Here is a 20,722-nt window from a genome sequence, read left to right as displayed (position 1 = left end):
CGCGGTCACATCCTGAAGAGGCCGAAGTGCGGCTCGAGAAGGGGGGTTCGGGCGACCACGTCGAGGGCGAGCCCCAGCAGGTCGCGAGTCTGGGCCGGATCGATGATGCCGTCGTCCCACAGGCGAGCAGTGGCGTAATACGGCTCGCCCTGGGTCTCGTACTGCTCACGGATGGGCTGCTCGAAGGCCGCCCGCTCCTCGGAGCTCCAGGCCTGCCCGCGTGCTGCGAGCTGGTCGTCCTTGACCGTCCCGAGCACGGAGGCCGCCTGGGCGCCGCCCATCACCGAGATGCGGCTGGCCGGCCACGTCCACAGGAATCTCGGCGAGTAGGCCCGTCCGCACATCGAGTAGTTGCCTGCGCCGAAGGATCCGCCGATGATCACGGTGAGCTTCGGCACGCGCGTGCTGGCGACGGCGGTGACCATCTTGGCCCCGTCCTTCGCGATGCCCCCCGCCTCTGCGTCCGACCCGACCATGAACCCCGAGATGTTCTGCAGGAAGACCAAGGGGATGCCGCGCTGGTCGCACAGCTCGATGAAATGCGCGCCCTTCAGAGCGGACTCGCTGAACAGCACGCCGTTGTTCGCCACGATCCCGACCGGATGCCCGTGCAGTCGCGCGAACCCGGTGACGAGTGTCGTGCCGTACTCCGCCTTGAACTCCCGGAACGTGTCGCCGTCGATCAACCTCGCGATGACCTCGTGCACGTCGTATGCGGAGTTGACGTCGACGGGGACGACGTCGTAGAGCGATCCGGACTCCGCGGGCTCACGAGTGTCGTGCACCTCCCACACCGGGTGGAGGGGCGCAGGCAGAGTGGCCACGATGTCACGCAGGATCTCCAGGGCGTGCTCGTCATCTTCGGCCAGGTGGTCGACCACACCGCTACGACGGGCGTGCAGTTCACCGCCGCCGAGCTCTTCCGCGGAGACGACCTCGCCGATCGCCGCCTTGACGAGCGGCGGGCCACCGAGGAAGATCGTGCCCTGGTCCCGGACGATCACGGTCTCATCGCTCATCGCCGGGACGTAGGCGCCGCCTGCCGTGCAGGATCCCAGCACCGCCGCGAGCTGCGGGATGCCCTCCGCCGACATGCGCGCCTGGTTGAAGAAGATGCGACCGAAGTGCTCACGATCGGGGAACACCTCGTCCTGCTTGGGAAGGAATGCTCCGCCCGAATCGACGAGATACAGGCAGGGCAGCCTGTTCTCGAGCGCGATCTCCTGCGCGCGCAGGTGCTTCTTGACCGTGAGCGGGTAGTAGGTTCCCCCTTTCACGGTGGCGTCGTTGCAGACGACCATCACGTGGCGTCCGTGCACGAGGCCGATCCCGGCGATCACTCCGGCGGCCGGCGCGTCTCCCCCGTACAGCCCGTGTGCGGCCAGAGGGGCGATCTCGACGAAGGGACTGCCCTCGTCGAGGAGCCTGGCCACCCGGTCTCGCGGAAGCAGCTTGCCCCGAGCGATGTGCCTCTCACGAGACGCTTCGGGACCGCCCCTGGAGGCGACCGCCAGTCGTTCGTGCAGCTCGGCGGCGAGGGCCTGCTGGGTTGCGGGCATCGTGACGTCCTCCTCGACCACACGGCGCCGGCGTCATCGCTCTGGCGCACTGGATGCTTTCTCGGTTAGTGTTCACTAACCGATCGCATCAGGTTAGCGAGGATTAACTGAGATGACAAGCCCCCCGACTGCGCGAGATCGCGCGAAGGCAGAGAGGTCGGACGCGATCCTCCGAGAGGCGGCCCGGCTCTTCGCCGAGAGCGGGTACAACGGGGTGAGCCTCGAGGACATCGGCGCCGCCGTGGGCGTATCCGGCCCGGCCGTCTACCGCCATTTCGCCGGAAAGCAGGCACTGCTCGGCGCCGTGCTGATCAAGGTGAGCGACGATCTCGTCTCCGGAGGAACCCGGGTCGCGGCCGACGGGTCCACGCCCGAAGAGCGCATCCACGCACTCGTCGCCTTCCACGTCGAATTCGCCCTCGGCAACGCCGACGTGATCCGCGTGCACGATCGAGATGTCGTGCACCTTTCGGCGCAGGATCACTCCGCAGTCCGACGCCTGCAACGCGCCTATATCGAGCTCTGGATCGACACGCTGCACCCTCTCGTCGAGGCCGATGCCGACGAGCTCCGCCTGCGGGTACAGGCGTGCTTCGGGTTGATCAACTCGACTCCGCACAGCACGCGGGCAGCAGCCAGGCACCACTCCGCCACCGCGGCAGTGCTCGCCGCGATGGCGGAATCGGCGCTCCGAGCGACTATCTGAGAAGCATCGCTCGCCCGGGTTCCTCCAGCACGTCGGCGACGTCCTTGAGGAACCTCGCGCCCTCCGCTCCATCGACGATCCGGTGATCGAAGGAGAGGCTGAGCGTCATCACGTGGCGAAGGGCGATCTCGCCGCGGTGCTCCCACGGAAGACGCCGGACCGCGCCGACCGCGAGGATCCCCGATTGCCCGGGCGGGAGGATCGGGGTGCCCGCATCGACGCCGAACACCCCGATGTTCGAGATCGAGAAAGTGCCGCCGGACAGCTCCACCGGAGACGTCCTGCCCTCACGCGCCGTGGCGGCGAGAGACCTCACGGCATCCGCGAGCTCGATGAGGCTCATGGCCTCGGCGTCACGGATGTGCGGCACGATGAGTCCGCGGTCGGTAGCGGCCGCGATTCCGAGATCGACGTACCCGAACTGCACGATCTCTCCGGCGGATTCGTCCCACCGCGCGTTCAAGCCGGGGGCGCGGGTCAGAGCGAGACACACCGCCTTCGCCACGACGGCGAGCGGACCGATCCGGTGCTCGGACAGCGACCGGTCGCCGCGCAGCGACTCGAGAAGGTCCATGGTCGATGTCACATCGACGGTGTGGAAGACCGTGACGTGCGGAGCGGTGAAGGCGCTCTCGACCATCGCTGCGGCGGTGTGCTTGCGGACTCCGCGAATGGGGATGCGCGTCTCGCGCGGATGCTCCCGGAGCCCGGTCACGTCGTCCGGAACAGCAGTGCGTCGTGGCGTGGTGTCCGCCTGCTCGACAGTCACCCCGGTGCGGGAGACGTAGTCGTCGACGTCGGCGCGTGTGATCACGCGATCTCCGACCGACGCGGCGACGAGGGCGAGGTCGACGCCGAGACGCTTCGCATACGCTCGCACGGGCGGGGTGGACCGAGGCCGTTCGATGACGACCTCGACGCTCACAGTCGGCGAGGCGTCGTGCGGCGCCGCCTCGAGCACAGCCGTGTCGGTCGTCGCTCTGGCTCCGGATGCGCGCCTGGCGCGCCGAGCGGGCCGCCCGGATGCCGTGGGGGCGGCTCCGTAGCCCACCAGGTTGGGCTGCGCCTTCTCCTGCCCATCGACTCCGCTCGAGTCCCCGGTGGACGGGCCATCGGCTCCCTCCACGTCGAACTCGATCAGCGGAGCACCGACCGCTATCGTCTGTCCCGCCTCGGCATGCAGGGCGGCGACGACACCTTCGTAGGGAGACGGCAGCTCGACGATCGCCTTGGCCGTCTCGACCTCCGCCAGAGTCTGGTTGAGCGTCACCGTGTCGCCGGGTGCGACGAGCCACTGGACGACCTCCGCCTCTGTCAGCCCCTCGCCGAGATCCGGCAGTCGGAACTCCGCGTTCATGCGTCTGCTCCCGTCAGGCTGTTCGGACGATCGAGCACGCGATCGACGGCATCCAGCAGCCGGTCGAGGTCCGGCAGGTGGTACTTCTCGAGCTTCGCCGGCGGATAGGGGACATCGTGTCCGGTCACACGCAGCGGAGCAGACTCGAGGTATTCGAAGCATCGCTCGGTGACGCTCGCGATCACCTCGGCGGCCATGCCTGCCTCGCGTGACGCCTCGTGCGCCACGACGACCCGCCCGGTCTTGCGGACTGACGTCGCGACCGTGTCGTAGTCGACGGGCGACAGCGAGCGCAGATCGATGACCTCCAGCGAGATGCCCTCGTCCTCCGCAGCCTCGGCAGCCTGCAACGCGGTCGTGACCATCGCCCCATAGGTGATGAGGGTCGCATCGTCGCCTGCTCGGACGACACGTGCGAGTCCCATCGGCGCAGCATCCGCCAGCGGTGCGTCGAGGTCGACCTCGCCCTTGTGGTGGTAGAGCCGCTTGGGTTCGAAGAAGATCACCGGGTCGTCCGACGCGATGGCCTGGCGCAGGCTCCGGTACGCGTCCTCGGGGTTCGACACGGCGATCACGCGCAGTCCTGCCGTATGCACGAAATACGCCTCGGGCGATTCCGAGTGGTGCTCGGCCGCGCCGATCCCGCCGGCCCAGGGGATGCGTATCGTGATCGGCATCCGTACCCGACCCTGCGTGCGGTAGTGCAGCTTGGCGACCTGGGCGACGATCTGATCGAATGCGGGATACACGAAGCCGTCGAACTGGATCTCGACGACGGGCCGATAGCCACGGAACGCCAACCCGACAGCCATTCCGACGATGCCGGACTCTGCGAGAGGAGTGTCGATCACGCGCTTGGCACCGAACTCGTCGAGGAGTCCGTCCGTGATGCGGAAGACGCCGCCCAGCCTGCCGATGTCCTCGCCCAGCAACACGACCTTGTCGTCGTCGCGCATCGCCTGGCGGAGGCCGGCGCCGAGCGCCTTGCCGAGAGTGATCTGCGTCATCATCACACCTCCCCGTCGAAGGAGGCCAGATACGCGGCGTACTCGTCGCGCTGGCGGTCGAGTCCGGCATGAGGCTCGGCATAGACGCCGTCGAAGACGGCGAGCGGTGGGCGGGTCACCATGCTCAGGCACTCTGCGCGCATCTCCCGTGCCGCGACGTCCGCGGCCTTCTGAGTCTCGGCGATCTGCTCGTCGCTCAGCTCGCCGATCGACAGCAGGTGCGCTTCCAGGCGAGCGATGGGGTCGCGACGACGCCATGCCTCGAGCTCGTCGTCCCTGCGGTAGCGAGTCGGATCGTCGGCTGTCGTGTGAGGACCCATGCGATACGTGACCGCTTCGATGTAGGCGGGGCCATTTCCCGATCGGGCGTGTGCGAGGGCCCAGCGCATCGCAGCCACGCACGCGAGGACGTCGTTGCCGTCGACCCGAAGGCTCGGGATGCCGAAGCCGGGCGCCCGCCCGGCGATCGGATACTTCGACTGCACCGACACGGGCTCCGAGATCGCCCAGTGGTTGTTCTGGCAGACGAAGACGACCGGGGCCTGATAGGAGGAGGCGAAGATCATCGCCTCGTTGACGTCGCCCTGACTCGTGGCGCCGTCGCCGAAGTAGGTGACGGCGACTTCGTCCGTTCCTTCATGACGGATGCCGAGGGCGTAGCCGACGGCGTGCAGCGTCTGCGCTCCGATGATGATCTGCAGCGGAGCGACCCGGAGTGCTGCAGGGTCGTGACCCGCACCCTCCTCGCCGCGCCACATGCGGACGAAGTCGCCGGGCTCAGCGCCACGGGCATAGATAACCCCCGTCTCCCGATAGCTCGGGAACACGTAGTCCTGAGGAGCGAGCGCCCTCGCTGTGCCGATCTGGGTCGCCTCCTGCCCCTGGCACGGCGCCCAGAGTCCGAGCTGCCCCTGACGCTGGAGCGCGACGCCCTCGGCGTCGATACGACGGAGGATGACCATGTCGCGATGCAGCGCCCGCAGCTGTGCTGCGTCGACGTCATCGACATAGGAGTCGAGCAGCGGGTTCGAGATCCGCTCGCCCTCTGGTGAGAGGAAGCGCTCGGCGAGTTCGAGATCCTGCGCCGTATCGGCGATCGGGGTGATCTGCGGTGACATCATCGTCCTCCTCATTCGTGGCCGTCGTCACGGGTTCTACGCTCGGCCCCAGCCTCATCGCCGGTTGACTCGAGCGTACGTCCGCTCATCACCTCGCTCAAGCAACCGCGATCGGCTTGAGCATGTTGCCAAATTCGGGCATCCCCCACCCTGCTATCGTTTGGCACTATGGCCGGACTTGACCGCATTGATCTGGAACTGCTCGCCGCGCTCGCCGATGATCCCCGCGTCACGATCGTCGCGCTCGCGGAGAACCTCGGGCTGTCCCGCAACACCATTCAGGCGCGGATGGCGAGACTCGAGCAGACCGGGATATTCCAGTCGTACGAGCGATCGTTCTCGACAGACGTGCTCGGATTCCCGCTTCAGGCGTTCGTGAGCATCGGGGTACGTCAGACCGAGCTGCCACGCATCATCAACGAGCTGGCCCGCATCCCCGAAGTCGTGCAGGCGCACGGACTCAGCGGGTCGATCGACCTGCTCGCGCGCGTCGCGTGCAGAGACGCCAGGCACCTCTTCGACACCGACGCGCGCATCCTGTCGATCGAAGGCGTGGAGCGCACCGAGACCTCTCTCGCGATGGGCGAGGTGATCCCGTTCCGTGTCGCCGGCCTCATCGGCCTCGCGCGACGGGAATCCTGAGGAATCGGCGAACGGCACCCGCGGCTTCGGCGGGCGTCTCGTAGTGGATCAGGTGTCCGACCTCGGCGATCTCGACCAGAGTGGCGTCGTCGAAGCGCTCCGCAAGCCGTCGCTCGACCTCGATGGGGGTGATGTCGTCTCGCTGGGCGGCGATGAGAAGCGTGGGCGTTGAGATGGAGGAGGCGAACTCGCTCACGTCATGCGACACGCTCGTCACGAAAGCATCCCGGAGGACGTCGCGGTCGGCGAACCGCGAGAAGTAGGTGTCGTGCTGGTCGTGGATGAACCGCCGCAGCTGCGGGTCCGACGTCTTGGCCATCGTGATGCTCATGACCCTGACGATCAGACGGTTGCGCAGGAGCGCCGTTCCCGCTCGTTCGGGCAGGCGCGCTCCGAGTGAGTAGTACAGGACCGCGAGACGCGTCATGATGCCCTTGGGACCCTCGAGTGCCGGCGCTCCGATGGGGTTGATCAAGATCAGCCGCGGGGTCTCGAGACCCGCTGCGACCGCCGCAGAGGCGACGATCGATCCGAAGGAGTGTCCGAGTATCACCGCTCCGGGAGCCACCGTCGCCGCGAACTCGTTCAGCCAGGCGACGTATTCGTCGAGATCGTAGGAACGGCCGGCGACTGGCGCCGTCTCGCCGAATCCGGGGAGATCGGGAGAGATCACGCGAACCTCGGGAAGGAATGCGAGGATCGGCTCGAGGCCGTGGTGCTCCCCTCGGAAACCGTGCACCGCGACGATCGTCACGTCAGCGTCGGCGGGCCCGTACTCCCAGAACACGGTGGTCCCACCCCGAACGTCGACCTCGTGGCGCACGACCGGCAGTCGGGTCAGGCGGTCTGCATAGGGAGAGGGGACGGTCATGGACCAAGTCTAGAGTCGGCGGATGCGTGCTCTCCGTGTGCCTCCGCGCGGATGTCGGAGCCCGGATCTACGGTGAAACCATGCCCCCGGCCCCCTCGCTCCCGCACTGGATCACTCGTGTAGGCGTGTTCGACCTCGAGACCACGGGGATCGACGTGGAGAAAGACCGCGTCGTCACCGCGCATGTGGGGCTGCTCGACGCAGACGGACGTGAGATCGCCGCGAGGGACTGGCTGTCGGATCCTGGGGTGCCGATACCCGCGGGTGCCACGGCTGTGCATGGAGTCACCACCGAGCATGCCCGCAGGCACGGGCGTCCGGGCGCTGAGGTGGTCGGAGAAGTGACCGCTGCCCTGCGGTCCCTGCTCTCACAGGGGGTTCCGATCGTCGCGTACAACGCGGCGTACGACTTCTCCCTCCTGGCTCACGAGGCGCATCGCCACGGAATCGCACCGCTGGAGGATCCCTCCCCCATCATCGACCCTCTCGTGATCGACAAGGCCTACGACCGGTACCGCCCGGGCAAGCGCACTCTCGAGGTGGTCGCCGCTCTCTACGCGGTGCGACTCGAGGATGCTCACGAGGCGGCCGCGGATGCGGTGGCGGCAGGTCGAGTCGCGCAGGCCCTGGCGCGCCAGTTCGTGCTTCCCGAGACGCTCGATGAGCTGCATACGCGTCAGATCGGGTGGGCGCGTTCTCAGGCGGCGAGCCTGACGGAGTACTTCATCCGGATCGGCCGTCTCGAGCCGGAGGAACGCCTCGACGGCACCTGGCCTGTGCGCGCACACCGCACCCGAGGGAAGGGGCCTCGCGATGCGGTTCCGAACCAGTGACGTCTCACGCGTCGAGAGCACCTGGAAGCAGTTCGTCCCGTCTGCGGTCCTGCACGACGTCGACCCCGAGCGTTTCCGCTTCGATTGGCACTCTGCGGATCTCGGCGGCGTGAGCCTCGTTCGCTACGACCTGGCAGCGGAGGTGCGTTCGACCGCGGAACCACTCGACCAGGTTCTGGTGTGCCGGGTGGACGGTCCGGATGCGCGGGTGTACTCCGATCGGGGCGATCTCGATGCGAGCCGCCCGTGGATCTCGGACGGACCCCGAGTGCATGCACGATGGGACGCGGGGGCCCGAGTGGCGGCGCTCGTGTTCGACCGCGACACCCTGTCGCGCCTCGCGCGGCGGATAAGCGGTGACGACGACCTCTCCATACGTATCGAGGACCTCTCCCCTCGCTCCGCGTACGCGGCCGCGGCATGGGATCGCATGTTCGCGTATCTCGAGCAGAGCGCCGCACCGCTCGGTGACACCACGGACGATCTCGAACTACTGCGCAGCGAGTTGGCGCGCCATGCGGCGGCCACGACGCTCGCCGCGTTCACGACGACGAGCCGCCTCGAACGCCATCGCCCGGCACAGACCACAGCCGCTCCGGCGACCGTGCGCCGTGCTCTCGATTTCATCGCCGAGAACTCGCACCGGCCGATCACCGTCGATGATGTCGCCGCGGCCGTGCATATCTCGACGCGGGGATTGCAGTACGCCTTCCGACGAGCGCTCGACACGACGCCGGCCGAGTCGCTGCGACGGGCGCGGCTGGACGGCGCCCATCGCGACCTGCAGTCCGGGGCGCCCTCGACGGTCGCCGCGGTGGCTCGCCGATGGGGTTTCTCACATCCTTCACGATTCGCCGCCGCGTATCGCGACAGCTTCGGTGTGCTTCCCTCTGTGACGGCCGCGACGCATCGCCGATGACATTATGCGAACAGATTGTTCGCTCCCCTCGCGCGCCGAGGGTGGCCGGTGCGATGGTTCGCCCCCCTGGCGCATATATTCCGAGATATGGGTTCTCTCTATTACGGCGCCTCCGAGCCGATCCATATCGACGATCGTGCACTCGCGCACCTCAAGGTCGTCGTTGCGACGAAGCTGCGTCGCAACGAGAGCTTCACACTGACCTGGAAGCACCCGGACGGAGACCCCGAAGGCCGCTCGACGGTCTGGTTGCATCCGTCGATCCCCCTGAGGTTCGTCTTCGACGAGAGCGAGGCGCCCGAGCTCAGCCGTCGGTGGATCGAGGATCTCGCCCATTCGGCCAACTCGAGCGGCGGCATCACGCTCGTGGAGGAGCTGATCGAGCCTTCGTCCGACCTGCAGGCTGCAGACGCTCGCTGATCCGGGCGCGGAGGGTCGGGCGGGCTCCGCAGTGTCAAGTCCCTCGTTCTCTCCGTCGATCGATGACATGATCGCGCCGATGACGGAACGCAGCGAAGGTTATGTGGTCGGCAGTGCCGCCACGGTCCGGTCACAGAAAGGGCCTGCCTACTCCCCCACCATCTCGGTGGTCGTGCCTGTCAAGGACGATGCGGCTCTGCTGGCACGGTGTCTGCGGGCCCTGCACGCCCAGGAGTCGCCGGCGGACGAGATCATCGTGGTCGACAATGACTCGTCCGATTCGTCGGCCTCGGTAGCGCGAGCCTCAGGCGCGCGCGTGCTCACCTGCATCGAGCCGGGCATCCCCGCTGCGGCGTCCACCGGATACGATGCCGCACGCGGTGATCTGATCCTCAGACTCGACGCGGACTGCGAACCGGATGCCGACTGGATCTCCGCGGTCGTCTCGGCCTTCGGGCAGGACGAGCGCATCGGGGCCGTCACCGGAGGTGCGCGCTTCACCGACGGGCCTGTGGCGCTCCGCGTCCCGCTCGCTCGGCTCTATCTCGGCGCGTACGGAAGCCTCTTGAGCGTGACTCTCGGTCATAGACCGCTGTTCGGCTCGAATCTCGCGTTCCGCAGGGAAGCATGGCATGCGGTGCGTGCGGACGTGCATCGCGGCGATGCACACATCCACGATGACCTCGACCTCGCCTTCCACCTCGGCGAGAACCACCGCATCGCTCGGCTCCCCGGCGAGTCGATGGGGATGTCGATGAGACCGTTCACCGCAGGGCAGTTCGGCCGGCGCGTGAAGCGAGGCTTCCGCAGCGTGCTCGTGCACTGGCCGCGCGACTTCCCCCCTGTGCGGTGGGTGCGCCTGGTGGTCCGCCGTCGCCTACGCGGCCCCGCAGCACGGCGGATACGATGACCGTGCCCGCGCTGATCGGCCCTGTGGTCGCACCGGAGCTGCACGCGATGTCGTTCAACATCCGCCGGGCCATGGAGGGCTTCGCGCGTCCGAAGCAGGACCGCTGGAGTGTGCGCGCCCCGGCAGTCGCTGAGGTGCTGCACTCGGAGCGTCCGACGATCCTCGGGCTGCAGGAGGTGCTTCCCGGCGCGATGACGGTCGTCACCCGCGCGCTCGGCCCCGCTCACCGGTTCATCGGCAGAGGACGAGGCCGCGAAGGCACGGGCGAGGGCACCCCGCTCGTCTACGACTCCGAACGCCTGGAACTACGCGGATGGGAGCAGCAGGCCCTTTCAGCGCGCCCAGACGAACGGGGCAGTCGATCCTGGGGCAACCTCATCCCCCGCATTCTCGTGACGGCGGAGTTCGCCGACAGGTCGACGGGCATCCGATTCCTCGTCGTCAACACCCATCTCGACCACCTGTCCTCTCGTTCGCGGCGACGATCGGCCGAGGCCATCTCCGCGCTGGTCCGGAAGCGTGCTCTTCCGACGATCGTGATGGGTGATCTCAATGCCGGTGCCCGTTCCCGCGCCGTACGCACGCTTCTGTCGTGCGCGGAGCTCACCGACTCCTGGAGCGCTGCCGAAGACCGGCTGACACCGCTGTGGAGCACGCTCAACGGATATCGACGACCGCGGCTCACAGGGCGGCGCGTCGACTGGATGCTCGTCAGCCGAGACGTCCGGGTGCGTGCTGCCGGCATCAACGCAGGTGTCTTCGACGGGATCAGACCCTCGGATCACCTGGCAGTGCAGGCGCTACTGCGTCTGGACGGGAAGACACAGTGAAAGAGGACACAGTGAAAGAAGACTTCCTCCGTCCGCCTCGTTCCCTCGCGGAGTGGTCCGCAGACTCTCTGCGCGTTCTGGGGATCGTCGGCGTCGGCGTGGCGCTGATCTGGCTCGCGCCGACGGACGCCGGCATCGCCGCACTCGCTCTTCCGGCCCTGATGCTGCCTCGAGTGCTGGGACTGCGCGGGTGGTTCGATCTGGCGGTCTGCGCGACCGTGCTCGTGGCCGCGTGGAGCAACATATTCGACCTGTACCGGACGATCCCGGGCTGGGATCTGGTCGTGCACCTGATCTGCACGGGGATTCTGACGATCGTCGCTGTGCTGATCCTCACCCGGGCGGAGGTCGTCGCGATGACTCGCGACCACGGCGCCCGGCCGCGAACTCCGCTCGTCCTGGCACCGCTCCTGGCCCTCGCACTCAGCGCCATGTGGGAGATGGTCGAGTGGCTGGGCTGGGCCTACCTCAGCGACGAGATCTTCGTCACGTATCAGGACACGATCGGCGACATGGTCTTCGGCGGACTCGGCGGTATCGCTGCCGGCGTCATCCTCGCGACGTCATCTCTGAGACGACCGTGCTCGAGATCTGAGTTCGGCGAACGGGAGTAGGGCGGGCGGGACTTGAACCCGCGATCGTTGGGTTATGAGCCCACTGCCTTAACCAGCTTGGCCACCGCCCCGTGAGCACCAGCCTATCGGGCCGAACCGGTCAGATCGGTGTCGCGGCGGTGTGCGTCTCGAGGTGCACCAGGTAGATCTCGGCGTTGGCGATCAGGTCGGCACGCTCGTCGTCGCTGAGGGATCGACGCACCTTCGCGGGAACCCCCGCCACCAGTGAGCCGTCTGGCACCTCGGTTCCTCCGAGCACGACTGCTCCGCCGGCGATGAGGCAACCCGCGCCGATGACCGCGCCGCTGAGCACGACAGCCCCCATGCCGATGAGCGAGCCGTCTCCGATCGTGCATCCGTGCACCACGGCGTTGTGACCGATAGACACCTTGTCACCGATGGTGACGGGATGAGCCGCATCGACGTGGACCGAGACGTTGTCCTGCACATTGCTGCCCCGACCGATCACGATGGATGCCGAGTCGCCTCGGAGCACGGCGTTGTACCAGACGCTCGCGCCTTCGGCCAGCGAGACGTCGCCGACGATGCGCGCTCCCTCGGCGACGAACGCCTCTTCGGGTACCGACGGGGTCTTCCCTGGGAGTGCGAGGACAGAGGCTCCGGCTGCGATGCTCATGTGGTGAGACTATCCTCCCAAGGCCGGATTTCCGCATGATTCCGGGGCACTAAGCCGAGCCTTCGCTTGCTTGCGGAATGTTTTCAGACGAGTAGCGTTGTCATCATCAGGCACGAAGAGACAACTCCGGAGGAGTCAAGATGAGCAAGGTACAGACCGTTTCCACAACCGCCAGCGACCCGACAGTGGCAGCTGCAGCGGCTCAGTTCCTCTCCCCCGTCGTGCTCGGACTCCAGGCACTGACGATCGATGGCAAGCAGGCGCACTGGCACGTGCGCGGCGCCAACTTCGTCGGCGTCCACGAGCTTCTCGACACGATCGTCGCGCACGCAGGAGACTTCGCCGACACCGCCGCCGAGCGGATCGTCGCCCTCGGCCTGCCGATCGACGCGCGCATCAGCGCCGTGGCCGCCAAGGGAAGCGCTACGTCGGTTCCCGCCGGCTTCACCCAGTCCGACGAGCTCGTGCGCGCTGTCATCTCCGACATCGACGCGATCCTCATCGACGTGAAGGCTGCGATCGACGGGCTCGACGAGGTCGACCTCACGAGCCAGGACGTCGCGATCGAGATCATGCGCGGACTCGAGAAGGACCGCTGGTTCCTCGTGTCGCACATCGCCGCATAAGCATCCGTCTGACGAAGAAGGGCACCGGGTCTTCCGGTGCCCTTCTTCGTGCTCCGGATGTCAGGCACCGTAGGTCAGACGCCCCGCCACCATCGTCGCCGTCACCGGCATCCCTCGCAGATCCGCCCCGGAGGCGGTCAGAGGGTCGTAGCCGCACAGGGCGACATCGGCCAGCTCGCCCGGGCGCACAGAGCTGCGGACGCTCGCCCGGAGCGCCTGCTCGCGTGTCAGCCGCTCCTCGGGGTGCCAGGGATCGCGGTCGTCGTCGGTGCGGGTGACGGCAGCGGCGATCGCCTGCCACGGATCGAGCGGTGCCACAGGCGCGTCCGATCCGAAGCGCAGCTCGACACCGGCGTCCCGCAGGGCGCCGAGCGGATAGCCGATCGAGGTCTGCCCTGCCCAGTGCCGGCCGACGAGATCTCTGTCGTCGAGAGCGTGCTGCGGTTGCACGCTCGCGACGATGCCGAGTCTGCCGAACCGCGCGAGATCGGCGTGACGCACCAGCTGGGCGTGCTCGATGGTGCCCACCGCACCAGACGTGGTGAAGGCATCGAGCGCGCCGGTGACGGCGCGGTCGCCGATCGCGTGCACGGCGACCGCGAGTCCTGCTCCGGTCGCGACGGTGAGCAGCTCTGCGAGCTCGGCCGGGGGCACGGTGAGCACCCCGAAATTCTCGGGATCACCCGGATACGCGTGTGAGCATGCGGCGGTGCGTGTGCCCAGCGAACCGTCGCTGATGATCTTCAGCGGTCCGACATGGATCAGGTCGCGCCCGGCTTCCGGCGCGTCCTCGTCCTGGTGCAGCTCACCCGACCGCAGGCCGGCACGGATGGCTCGCTCGAGGTCGAACGGATAGATCGCGAACTCGACGCGGTGCGCGGCGAACCCCGCCGCGACTCGGCGTGGCCACGCATCGGCATTCCATGCCATGTCGAAGTCGACCAGCCCCGTGACGCCGCGGGACGCTGCTCTCTCCCCCGCGTCCCGGACCGCCGCATCGCCCCGAACAGGATCCACGGCATTCAGTCGACGAGAGATCTCGAACGCGTCCTGCTCGCGCAGCATCCCGTCGGCGCTGGCGAACCCCTCGAGCCGCAAGGCAGCCGAGTTGAGCCACGTGCTGTGCACGTCTGCGTTTATGAGGTAGGTGGGGACCTCTCCGGTGACGCTGTCGAGCAGAGCGAGCGTCGGGTGATCCGGCCACATCGCATCGCGGAATCCGCTGCCCACCTTCCGTCCATCCGGCAGCGGTGCCGCGGCCGCCATGATCGCAGCAGCCTCAGACGCCGAGGCCGCGCCGCCGAGTGCGACTCGCTCCGCCGCCAGCGCCCACTGGACCGTGTGAACATGGTTGTCCCAGAGGCCGGGCACCGCCCAGGCCCCGTTGCCCTCGAGGATCTCGCCCTGCGGCGCGACAGCTCCGGTGGGAGCGATGTCGCTGATGCGACCGTCTTCGATGAAGATGTCCACAGGCTCGTCGTCGATCAGGAACTCTCTTCCAGGGCCGGAGACCCGCACGCCGACGAGGGTGCCGACCCGCTCTCCGATCCCGATCACGAGCGACCTCCGACGCGCGCCTGCTGAGCACGACGCATCTCGGCCGCGAGGGCGGGCTGCCTGTACGGCCCGTCGGCCTCGAGCTCGGCGATGACCGTCTCCACGGTCTCGGCCGGCTTGTTCTGACTGAGCTTGCGCTTGGCGACGACCCTGGTCGGGGTGAGTCTGAAGCCCACCGTCCCTGTGGCCAGGCGAGTGACGAACGCGGGATCGTTCGGCCGTTCCCACATGCGCCGTGGCTCCGGCATCCGTCCCTCGAAACGGTCGACCAGCCGGTCGAGCACGGCGAGGTTCTCTTCGTCGCTGAGGATCTCGGGAATCCCTGCGAGATGCACGGCCGTGTAGTTCCAGGTCGGAACCGACGGCACATCGCCGTACCAGCCGGGCGAGATGTAGCCGTGCGGTCCCTGGAAGACGACGAGCAACTCTCCATCCCCCAGGCCGTGAATCAGGTCGTCCGGCCGCCCGACATGCCCCACGACCGTCAAGTCGTCATGGTCGTCATCGAGCAGAACGACGTAGTGCGAAGAGACCAGGCCGTCGGGACCGTGGCTCACGATCGTCGCCCAGGGATTGGCATCGACGATCCGACGGATCTCGGCCACATCCGCGAGCGTGAAACTGGGGTTCTGACGCATCCCCTCAGCCTATGGCCGACGGGTCACGCTTGGCAGCGCGGGCACCAGTACAGCTTGCGCGCGCCGATCTCCTCGAGAGCGATCTCGGTGCCGCAGATGCGGCACGGCAGACCTGCGCGATGGTAGACCCAGTGCCGGTCGTCGCGGCTCGCCATCGCGGCGCGGTACGCATCGGGCGAGAGATCATCCATGGTCATCATCTGACCGGTCTCGACGCCGACGGCGAGGAGACGCACCCAGTCATGCCACAGGGCTCGCACGACGTCCTCGGGAACCTCTCGGCCGGGGGTATGCGGGTTCAACCGCTGGCGGAACAGCATCTCGGCCCGATACACGTTGCCGATGCCGCTCACCACGGCCTGATCCATGAGCAGGAGAGCGATCACCGTCTGCTTCTTGCGGACCGCCGCGACGAAGCGCTCCTCGTTCTGCACCGGATCGCCCACGAGCGGATCGGGACCGAGCTTCGCCACGCTGGCGAGCATCTCCTCAGGAGTCTGCAGCACGCATGCGGTGGGTCCGCGAAGGTCAGCGGCGGTGATGTCGGTCATCAGACGCAGCCGAACCTGCCCGACGACCGGCGGCGGCCACTCGAGCCCCTCGTCGGCGAGACCCTTCGTCTGCTCCGACATGCGAACGTGCACACGGGTTCGACGGGGCGCGCCGATCGACGCCAGCGAGTTCTCTCCGGCATCGTCGAGGATCTCCTCATCCACCACCGTGCCCCTCTGGTTGGTCTGCCCCATGCGACCGTTCGCAGACGCGATGGTGGGGTCTACCAGGATGTCGCCGGCGAAGTCCCAGGCTCCGTAGAGACCGAGGTGCACGCGCAACCACACATCGCCTTCGGCCTCGAGGAACATCTGCTTGCCCACAGCCTGCACGCTGATCGCCTCGCGTCCGTTCAGGACAGCCGCGCCCTCGGCGAATCGTCCCTGCGGGCTCGAGGCGAGCATCGTCTTGCCGACGAAGTTCCGATCGAACTGACGAGCGATGCGATGGACGGAGTGGCCCTCGGGCATGTCAGGCTCGCGGGTCCGGAAGCAGCGAGCCGTCGCGCTCGAAGTCCGCGATCTGACCGATGCGGCGGATGTGACGCTCGTCTCCCGAGAACGGCGTGGCGATGAAGGTGTCGATGAACGAGGTGACCTCGTCGAAGGAGTGCTGACGCGCCCCGATCGAGATCACGTTCGCATCGTTGTGCTCACGGGCGAGCTCGGCGGTCGACGTGTTCCACACCAGCGCGGCGCGGACACCGGCGACCTTGTTCGCGGCGATCTGCTCGCCGTTCCCCGAGCCGCCGAACACCACGCCGAGCGTCTCGACCCCGGCTCTCTGGTCCGCCACGACCGCCTGCGCAGCGCGGATGCAGAACGCGGGGTAGTCGTCGACCGCGTCATACTCGACCGGCCCGTGGTCGACGACTTCATGGCCTGCGCTGCGCAGATGGTCCTGCAGCTGCGTCGAGAAGTCGAGACCGGCGTGATCGGTGGCGATATGGATGCGCATGGCATCCATCCTAGAAGCGCAGACGGTCAGCGGGTGCTCACGGAGCCACGCCGGCCGCAGCCGGCTTGAATCCCGCCCGGACGTTCTCGCAGCAGCCGGGGCGGCACACATCGAACGCACCGGGCAGAGAGGTGACATGGGGGCGATCCTCGTTCGGACGACCCTCCAGGCGCTCGACGATCAGGTCGACGATTCCGGTGACGAAAGACGGGGCGACTCCGGGCGTCGGAGTGCGCGTGAAGGCGAGTCCCGCCTCCTCGGCGGCTTCGGCGGCCTCGGTGTCGAGGTCCCAGAGCACCTCCATGTGATCGCTCATGAACCCGACGGGCACCACCGCCACGGCCTTCCGGCCGCGTTCGGGCAGCTCGCCGATGACGTCGCACACATCAGGCTCGAGCCACGGCTGCGAGGCGGGGCCCGAACGCGACTGGTAGACCAGCTCCCACGAGACGTCAGCCGCTGCCGGGATGCTTTCACGGACGCGATCCATCACCCACGCGGCGACAGCGAGATGCTGCGCGGCATACGCGCCGCCCTCGCCCCAGTCGATGTCCCGCGCGCCCGAGCGCTCGGCATCCGCGGTCGGGATGCTGTGGGTGGAGAAGAGGATCTGGATGTCGGCCGGGGCGATTCCCTGACCGAGGAAGGTCTCCACGGCCTCGCGGACACCCGTCTCGAAGGACTCGACGAACCCGGGGTGGTCGTAGAAGGGGCGGATCTTGTCGATCGTCACCGTCTCGCCGAGCTTCGTCTCCTCGAGCACTCGCGCGAAGTCCTCGCGATACTGCCGGCAGCTCGAGAAGGAGCTGTAGGCGCTCGTGGCGAAGGCGAGGAGCGTCGTCTTGCCGTCGGCTGCGGCTTCGGTGACGACCTCTTCGAGGTAAGGACTCCAGTTGCGGTTACCCCAGTACACCGGAAGATCGATGCCGCGGCGCGCGAGCTCGCCCTCGAGCGCCTCCTTGAGGATGCGGTTCTGTCCGTTGATGGGGCTCACACCGCCGAAATGGCGGTAGTGGTGCGCCACCTCTTCAAGGCGCTCGTCCGGGATCCCCCGCCCCCGCGTGACATTGCGCAGGAAAGGTATGACGTCCTCCTGCCCTTCAGGGCCACCGAACCCGGCGAGCAGGATGCCGTCGTAGGCCACCGGGGTGGTCATATACGGCGCGCCGGAGGCAGCGGCATCGGAGGCAAAGAGGACGGTGTTCTGCTCGATCGCGGTCACCCGTCCATTCTTTCATCTCCTGGAAGTGAGTCAGGCCGCCGTGCTGGCGTAGGCTGTCATGGTTGCCGTGGGCGCCAACTGCGCTGGGTTGCGGCAGCATCCCCTCACCCCTGGGAGTACAGCTGTGCCTGGAGAGAACCTCACCCGCATCGAAGCGCAGGAGCGCCGCGACGTCATCGACACCCAGTCGTACGAAGTCTCGCTCGACCTGACGAAGGGTGCGGAGGTCTTCGGCTCCCGCAGCGTCGTCCGGTTCACCGCGACGCCGGAGAGCATCACCTTCATCGATCTGATCGCACGCGACGTGCGCGAGATCTCGTTGAACGGAGAGCAGCTCGACCCCGACGAGGTCTTCGCCGACTCGCGCATCGCGCTCGCCGGCCTGCAGGCCGAGAATGTCCTCGTGGTCGACGCGGACTGCCTCTACACGAACACCGGCGAGGGACTGCACCGCTTCGTCGATCCTGTCGACGGCGAGGTCTACCTCTACTCCCAGTTCGAGGTCCCCGACTCGCGGCGTGTGTTCGCCGTGTTCGAGCAGCCCGATCTGAAGGCGACGTTCCAGTTCACGGTGACGGCACCGGCGTCCTGGAAGGTCGTGTCGAACTCCCCCACGCCTGAGCCCATCGTCCACGACGATGACTCGGTCGCGACGTGGGGCTTCGAGCCCACGCCGCGCATCTCGTCGTACATCACGGCCCTGGTCGCGGGACCCTACGAGGCGACGTTCTCCGAGCTCACGAGCGCCTCCGGCCGCGTGGTCCCGCTCGGCGTCTACGGACGCAAGAGCCTGTGGCAGCACCTCGACGCCGACTACATCTTCGACAAGACGCGCGAGGGCTTCGCGTACTTCGAGTCGAAGTTCGGCGTTCCCTACCCGTTCGCGAAGTACGACCAGCTGTTCGTCCCCGAGTTCAACGCCGGTGCGATGGAGAACGCGGGAGCGGTCACCTTCACCGAGACGTACGTGTTCCGCAGCAAGGTCACCGACGCCGTCAAGGAGCGCCGCGTCGTCACGATCCTGCATGAGCTCGCGCACATGTGGTTCGGCGACCTCGTGACCATGAAGTGGTGGAACGACCTCTGGCTGAACGAGTCGTTCGCCGAGTGGGCGTCGACGATCGCGACCGCGGAGGCCACCGAGTGGACCGAGGCGTGGACCACCTTCAACGCGATGGAGAAGACCTGGGCCTACCGCCAGGATCAGCTTCCCTCGACCCACCCCATCGTGGCTGAGATCAACGACCTCGAAGACGTGCAGGTGAACTTCGACGGCATCACGTACGCGAAGGGCGGCTCGGTTCTCAAGCAGCTCGCCGCCTGGGTGGGCATCGAGGCGTTCTTCGCCGGCGTCTCGCAGTACTTCCAGAAGCACTCGTGGGGCAACACCGAGCTGAGCGACCTTCTCACCGAGCTCGAAGCCACCAGCGGACGAGATCTGAGCACCTGGTCGAAGAAGTGGCTCGAGACCGCGGGCGTGAACACGCTCGAACCGGTGATCGCAGACGACTCGGACGGCACGATCACACGATTCGCCGTGACGCAGACCGCTCCGGCCGACTACCCGACCATCCGTCCGCACCGTCTCGGCATCGGGTTCTACAACCTCCAGGACGGCGCACTCGTGCGCTCGCACTACGCCGAGGTCGACGTCGACGGAGACCGCACCGAGGTTCCCGAGCTGCATGGCCTCGCGCGTCCCGACCTCGTGCTGCTCAACGACAACGACCTCGCCTACGCGAAGATCCGCCTCGACGAGCGTTCCCTCGCCACCGCGATCGCACACCTCGCCGACATCAGCGACCCCCTCGCGCGCTCCCTTGTCTGGGGCGCGGCCTGGGACCAGACCCGCGACGCCGAGACCGCGGCCTCCGATTACATCGACCTCGTGCTCGGCAACATCGGCCGCGAGACCGAGTCGACCACGGTCCGCACGACGCTCGCGCAGCTGCGCACCGCCGCCACGCTCTACGTCAGGCCAGAGGCTCGTCTCGCCGCTCGCCAGAAGGTCGCAGACGGACTCTGGGCTCTTGCAGAAGCCGCCGAATCGGGCAGCGACAGTCAGCTCCAGTTCGTGACGGCCTTCGCCAACGCCCTGGTCACTCCCGAGCACGCGGGCATCGTGGGGCGCCTGCGCTCCGGCGAGGAGACGCTCCCGGGCCTCGAGATCGACGCGGACCTCAGCTGGCAGCTGCTCGTCGGACTCGCCACGATCGGCGCGACGGATGCGGCATCCATCGATGCCGCGCTCGCGTCAGACAACACGTCGAAGGGCGGCGAGTTCGCCGCGCAGGCACGTGCGGCGCTGCCCGACTCCGCCTCGAAGAAGGCGGCGTGGGCGTCGCTGATCGAACGCGACGACGCTCCGAACACGATCGTGCGGTCCGCCGCGCTCGGCTTCGTGCACCCGGCCGGCGCCGAGGCTCTTCGCGAGTTCGTGCCCGCGTACTTCGACATGCTGGTGCCGATCTGGGAGTCCCGCAGCTACCAGATCGCGCAGTATCTGATCGTGGGCCTGTTCCCCACGGCCATCGCCGATGTCGAACTGCGCGACGCGACACGCGCGTGGCTGTCGGCCAACCAGGACGCGGCACCGGCGCTGCGCCGTCTGGTGCTCGAGAACCTCGCCGACGTCGAGCGCTCGCTCGCTGCGCAGTCCCGCGACGCGGAGGACTGAGCCCGCTTCTCCGATCAGGCCTCTGCGCGGTGCGTCCAGCCCGCGCAGAGGCCTGATCGCTACTCTGGAG

21 protein-coding genes and 1 tRNA gene are annotated in these 20,722 nt (G+C 67.6%); 10 read left to right on the top strand and 12 right to left on the bottom strand.

Annotated elements, in window-relative coordinates; all coding sequences use genetic code 11:
• Positions 1-5: 5 nt before the first annotated feature.
• Positions 6-1,559 (bottom strand): carboxyl transferase domain-containing protein, encoded by a 1,554-nt coding sequence (locus ASF87_RS14565; RefSeq protein WP_056377071.1) that lies wholly within the window; start codon positions 1,557-1,559, stop codon positions 6-8.
• 112 nt (positions 1,560-1,671) lie between these two features.
• On the opposite strand from ASF87_RS14565, the gene ASF87_RS14560 reads away from it, so the two are divergent.
• Positions 1,672-2,265, top strand: coding sequence for a TetR/AcrR family transcriptional regulator (locus tag ASF87_RS14560; RefSeq protein ID WP_042536694.1), 594 nt, complete (start codon positions 1,672-1,674; stop codon positions 2,263-2,265).
• Here ASF87_RS14560 and ASF87_RS14555 read toward each other — a convergent pair.
• The 3 genes from ASF87_RS14555 to pdhA are packed head-to-tail and all read right to left on the bottom strand — an operon-like array spanning position 2,258 to position 5,747.
• The gene (locus ASF87_RS14555) at positions 2,258-3,622 is read right to left on the bottom strand and encodes a dihydrolipoamide acetyltransferase family protein (protein ID WP_056376792.1); all 1,365 of its coding nucleotides are present in this window, start codon (positions 3,620-3,622) and stop codon (positions 2,258-2,260) included. The two genes, ASF87_RS14560 and ASF87_RS14555, sit on opposite strands and share 8 nt — an antisense overlap.
• The gene (locus tag ASF87_RS14550; protein ID WP_056377069.1) at positions 3,619-4,629 is read right to left on the bottom strand and encodes an alpha-ketoacid dehydrogenase subunit beta; all 1,011 of its coding nucleotides are present in this window, start codon (positions 4,627-4,629) and stop codon (positions 3,619-3,621) included. The genes ASF87_RS14555 and ASF87_RS14550 overlap by 4 nt, the downstream gene beginning before the upstream one ends.
• 2 nt (positions 4,630-4,631) lie before the next feature.
• Entirely contained in the window at positions 4,632-5,747 is a 1,116-nt protein-coding gene (gene pdhA, locus ASF87_RS14545) for a pyruvate dehydrogenase (acetyl-transferring) E1 component subunit alpha (protein ID WP_056377067.1), read from the bottom strand.
• A gap of 168 nt (positions 5,748-5,915) precedes the next feature.
• Here pdhA and ASF87_RS14540 point away from each other — a divergent pair, with 168 nt between their 5' ends.
• The gene (locus tag ASF87_RS14540; protein WP_042536698.1) at positions 5,916-6,389 is read left to right on the top strand and encodes an Lrp/AsnC family transcriptional regulator; all 474 of its coding nucleotides are present in this window, start codon (positions 5,916-5,918) and stop codon (positions 6,387-6,389) included.
• Here ASF87_RS14540 and ASF87_RS14535 read toward each other — a convergent pair.
• Complete coding sequence (locus ASF87_RS14535; RefSeq protein WP_056376790.1) at positions 6,361-7,260, bottom strand: alpha/beta fold hydrolase; 900 nt, start codon at positions 7,258-7,260, stop codon at positions 6,361-6,363. The genes ASF87_RS14540 and ASF87_RS14535 overlap by 29 nt on opposite strands.
• Positions 7,261-7,340: 80 nt before the next feature.
• Between ASF87_RS14535 and ASF87_RS14530 the strand changes: the two genes are divergently transcribed.
• The 6 genes from ASF87_RS14530 (at position 7,341) to ASF87_RS14505 (ending at position 11,786) form a co-directional block, all read left to right on the top strand.
• Complete coding sequence (locus tag ASF87_RS14530) at positions 7,341-8,093, top strand: exonuclease domain-containing protein (RefSeq protein ID WP_056377065.1); 753 nt, start codon at positions 7,341-7,343, stop codon at positions 8,091-8,093.
• Complete coding sequence (locus ASF87_RS14525) at positions 8,074-9,012, top strand: AraC family transcriptional regulator (RefSeq protein ID WP_056376788.1); 939 nt, start codon at positions 8,074-8,076, stop codon at positions 9,010-9,012. The genes ASF87_RS14530 and ASF87_RS14525 overlap by 20 nt, the downstream gene beginning before the upstream one ends.
• A gap of 87 nt (positions 9,013-9,099) precedes the next feature.
• Positions 9,100-9,432 (top strand): DUF7882 family protein, encoded by a 333-nt coding sequence (locus ASF87_RS14520; protein ID WP_042536702.1) that lies wholly within the window; start codon positions 9,100-9,102, stop codon positions 9,430-9,432.
• Between the two features lie 79 nt (positions 9,433-9,511).
• Positions 9,512-10,342: a glycosyltransferase gene (locus ASF87_RS14515; RefSeq protein ID WP_056377063.1), complete on the top strand. Its 831-nt coding sequence runs from the start codon at positions 9,512-9,514 to the stop codon at positions 10,340-10,342.
• A complete protein-coding gene (locus tag ASF87_RS14510; protein ID WP_056376786.1) occupies positions 10,339-11,172 on the top strand; it encodes an endonuclease/exonuclease/phosphatase family protein in 834 nt (277 codons plus the stop codon). Before ASF87_RS14515 ends, ASF87_RS14510 begins: the two co-directional genes overlap by 4 nt.
• An 11-nt stretch (positions 11,173-11,183) precedes the next feature.
• Complete coding sequence (locus tag ASF87_RS14505) at positions 11,184-11,786, top strand: hypothetical protein (RefSeq protein ID WP_056377060.1); 603 nt, start codon at positions 11,184-11,186, stop codon at positions 11,784-11,786.
• Here ASF87_RS14505 and ASF87_RS14500 read toward each other — a convergent pair.
• Positions 11,784-11,857: transfer RNA gene (locus tag ASF87_RS14500), tRNA-Ile, on the bottom strand. The genes ASF87_RS14505 and ASF87_RS14500 overlap by 3 nt on opposite strands.
• A gap of 29 nt (positions 11,858-11,886) precedes the next feature.
• Positions 11,887-12,423 carry a gamma carbonic anhydrase family protein gene (locus tag ASF87_RS14495; protein WP_056376784.1) on the bottom strand — a complete coding sequence of 179 codons (537 nt, stop codon included), beginning with the start codon at positions 12,421-12,423 and terminating at the stop codon, positions 11,887-11,889.
• Positions 12,424-12,563: 140 nt separating this feature from the next.
• On the opposite strand from ASF87_RS14495, the gene ASF87_RS14490 reads away from it, so the two are divergent.
• Positions 12,564-13,049 carry a Dps family protein gene (locus ASF87_RS14490; protein ID WP_042536706.1) on the top strand — a complete coding sequence of 162 codons (486 nt, stop codon included), beginning with the start codon at positions 12,564-12,566 and terminating at the stop codon, positions 13,047-13,049.
• Between the two features lie 60 nt (positions 13,050-13,109).
• Here ASF87_RS14490 and ASF87_RS14485 read toward each other — a convergent pair whose 3' ends face one another.
• The 5 genes from ASF87_RS14485 to ASF87_RS14465 are packed head-to-tail and all read right to left on the bottom strand — an operon-like array spanning position 13,110 to position 17,975.
• Positions 13,110-14,606: an amidohydrolase gene (locus tag ASF87_RS14485; RefSeq protein WP_056376782.1), complete on the bottom strand. Its 1,497-nt coding sequence runs from the start codon at positions 14,604-14,606 to the stop codon at positions 13,110-13,112.
• A complete protein-coding gene (locus ASF87_RS14480; protein ID WP_056376779.1) occupies positions 14,603-15,244 on the bottom strand; it encodes an FMN-binding negative transcriptional regulator in 642 nt (213 codons plus the stop codon). The genes ASF87_RS14485 and ASF87_RS14480 overlap by 4 nt, the downstream gene beginning before the upstream one ends.
• 23 nt (positions 15,245-15,267) lie before the next feature.
• Positions 15,268-16,266 carry an Fpg/Nei family DNA glycosylase gene (locus tag ASF87_RS14475; RefSeq protein ID WP_056376777.1) on the bottom strand — a complete coding sequence of 333 codons (999 nt, stop codon included), beginning with the start codon at positions 16,264-16,266 and terminating at the stop codon, positions 15,268-15,270.
• Between the two features lies 1 nt (position 16,267).
• The gene (locus ASF87_RS14470) at positions 16,268-16,753 is read right to left on the bottom strand and encodes a ribose-5-phosphate isomerase (RefSeq protein ID WP_056376775.1); all 486 of its coding nucleotides are present in this window, start codon (positions 16,751-16,753) and stop codon (positions 16,268-16,270) included.
• Positions 16,754-16,790: 37 nt separating this feature from the next.
• Complete coding sequence (locus ASF87_RS14465) at positions 16,791-17,975, bottom strand: ferrochelatase (RefSeq protein WP_056376772.1); 1,185 nt, start codon at positions 17,973-17,975, stop codon at positions 16,791-16,793.
• Positions 17,976-18,099: 124 nt separating this feature from the next.
• Here ASF87_RS14465 and pepN point away from each other — a divergent pair, with 124 nt between their 5' ends.
• A complete protein-coding gene (gene pepN, locus ASF87_RS14460) occupies positions 18,100-20,652 on the top strand; it encodes an aminopeptidase N (RefSeq protein ID WP_056376770.1) in 2,553 nt (850 codons plus the stop codon).
• Positions 20,653-20,722: the final 70 nt, after the last annotated feature.

Origin of the sequence: Microbacterium sp. Leaf161, from assembly GCF_001423645.1 — a bacterium.
GTDB lineage: Bacteria > Actinomycetota > Actinomycetes > Actinomycetales > Microbacteriaceae > Microbacterium > Microbacterium forte.
The sequence above is the reverse complement of the archived record's forward strand: the minus strand, read 5'-3'. Positions and strand labels throughout refer to the sequence as shown.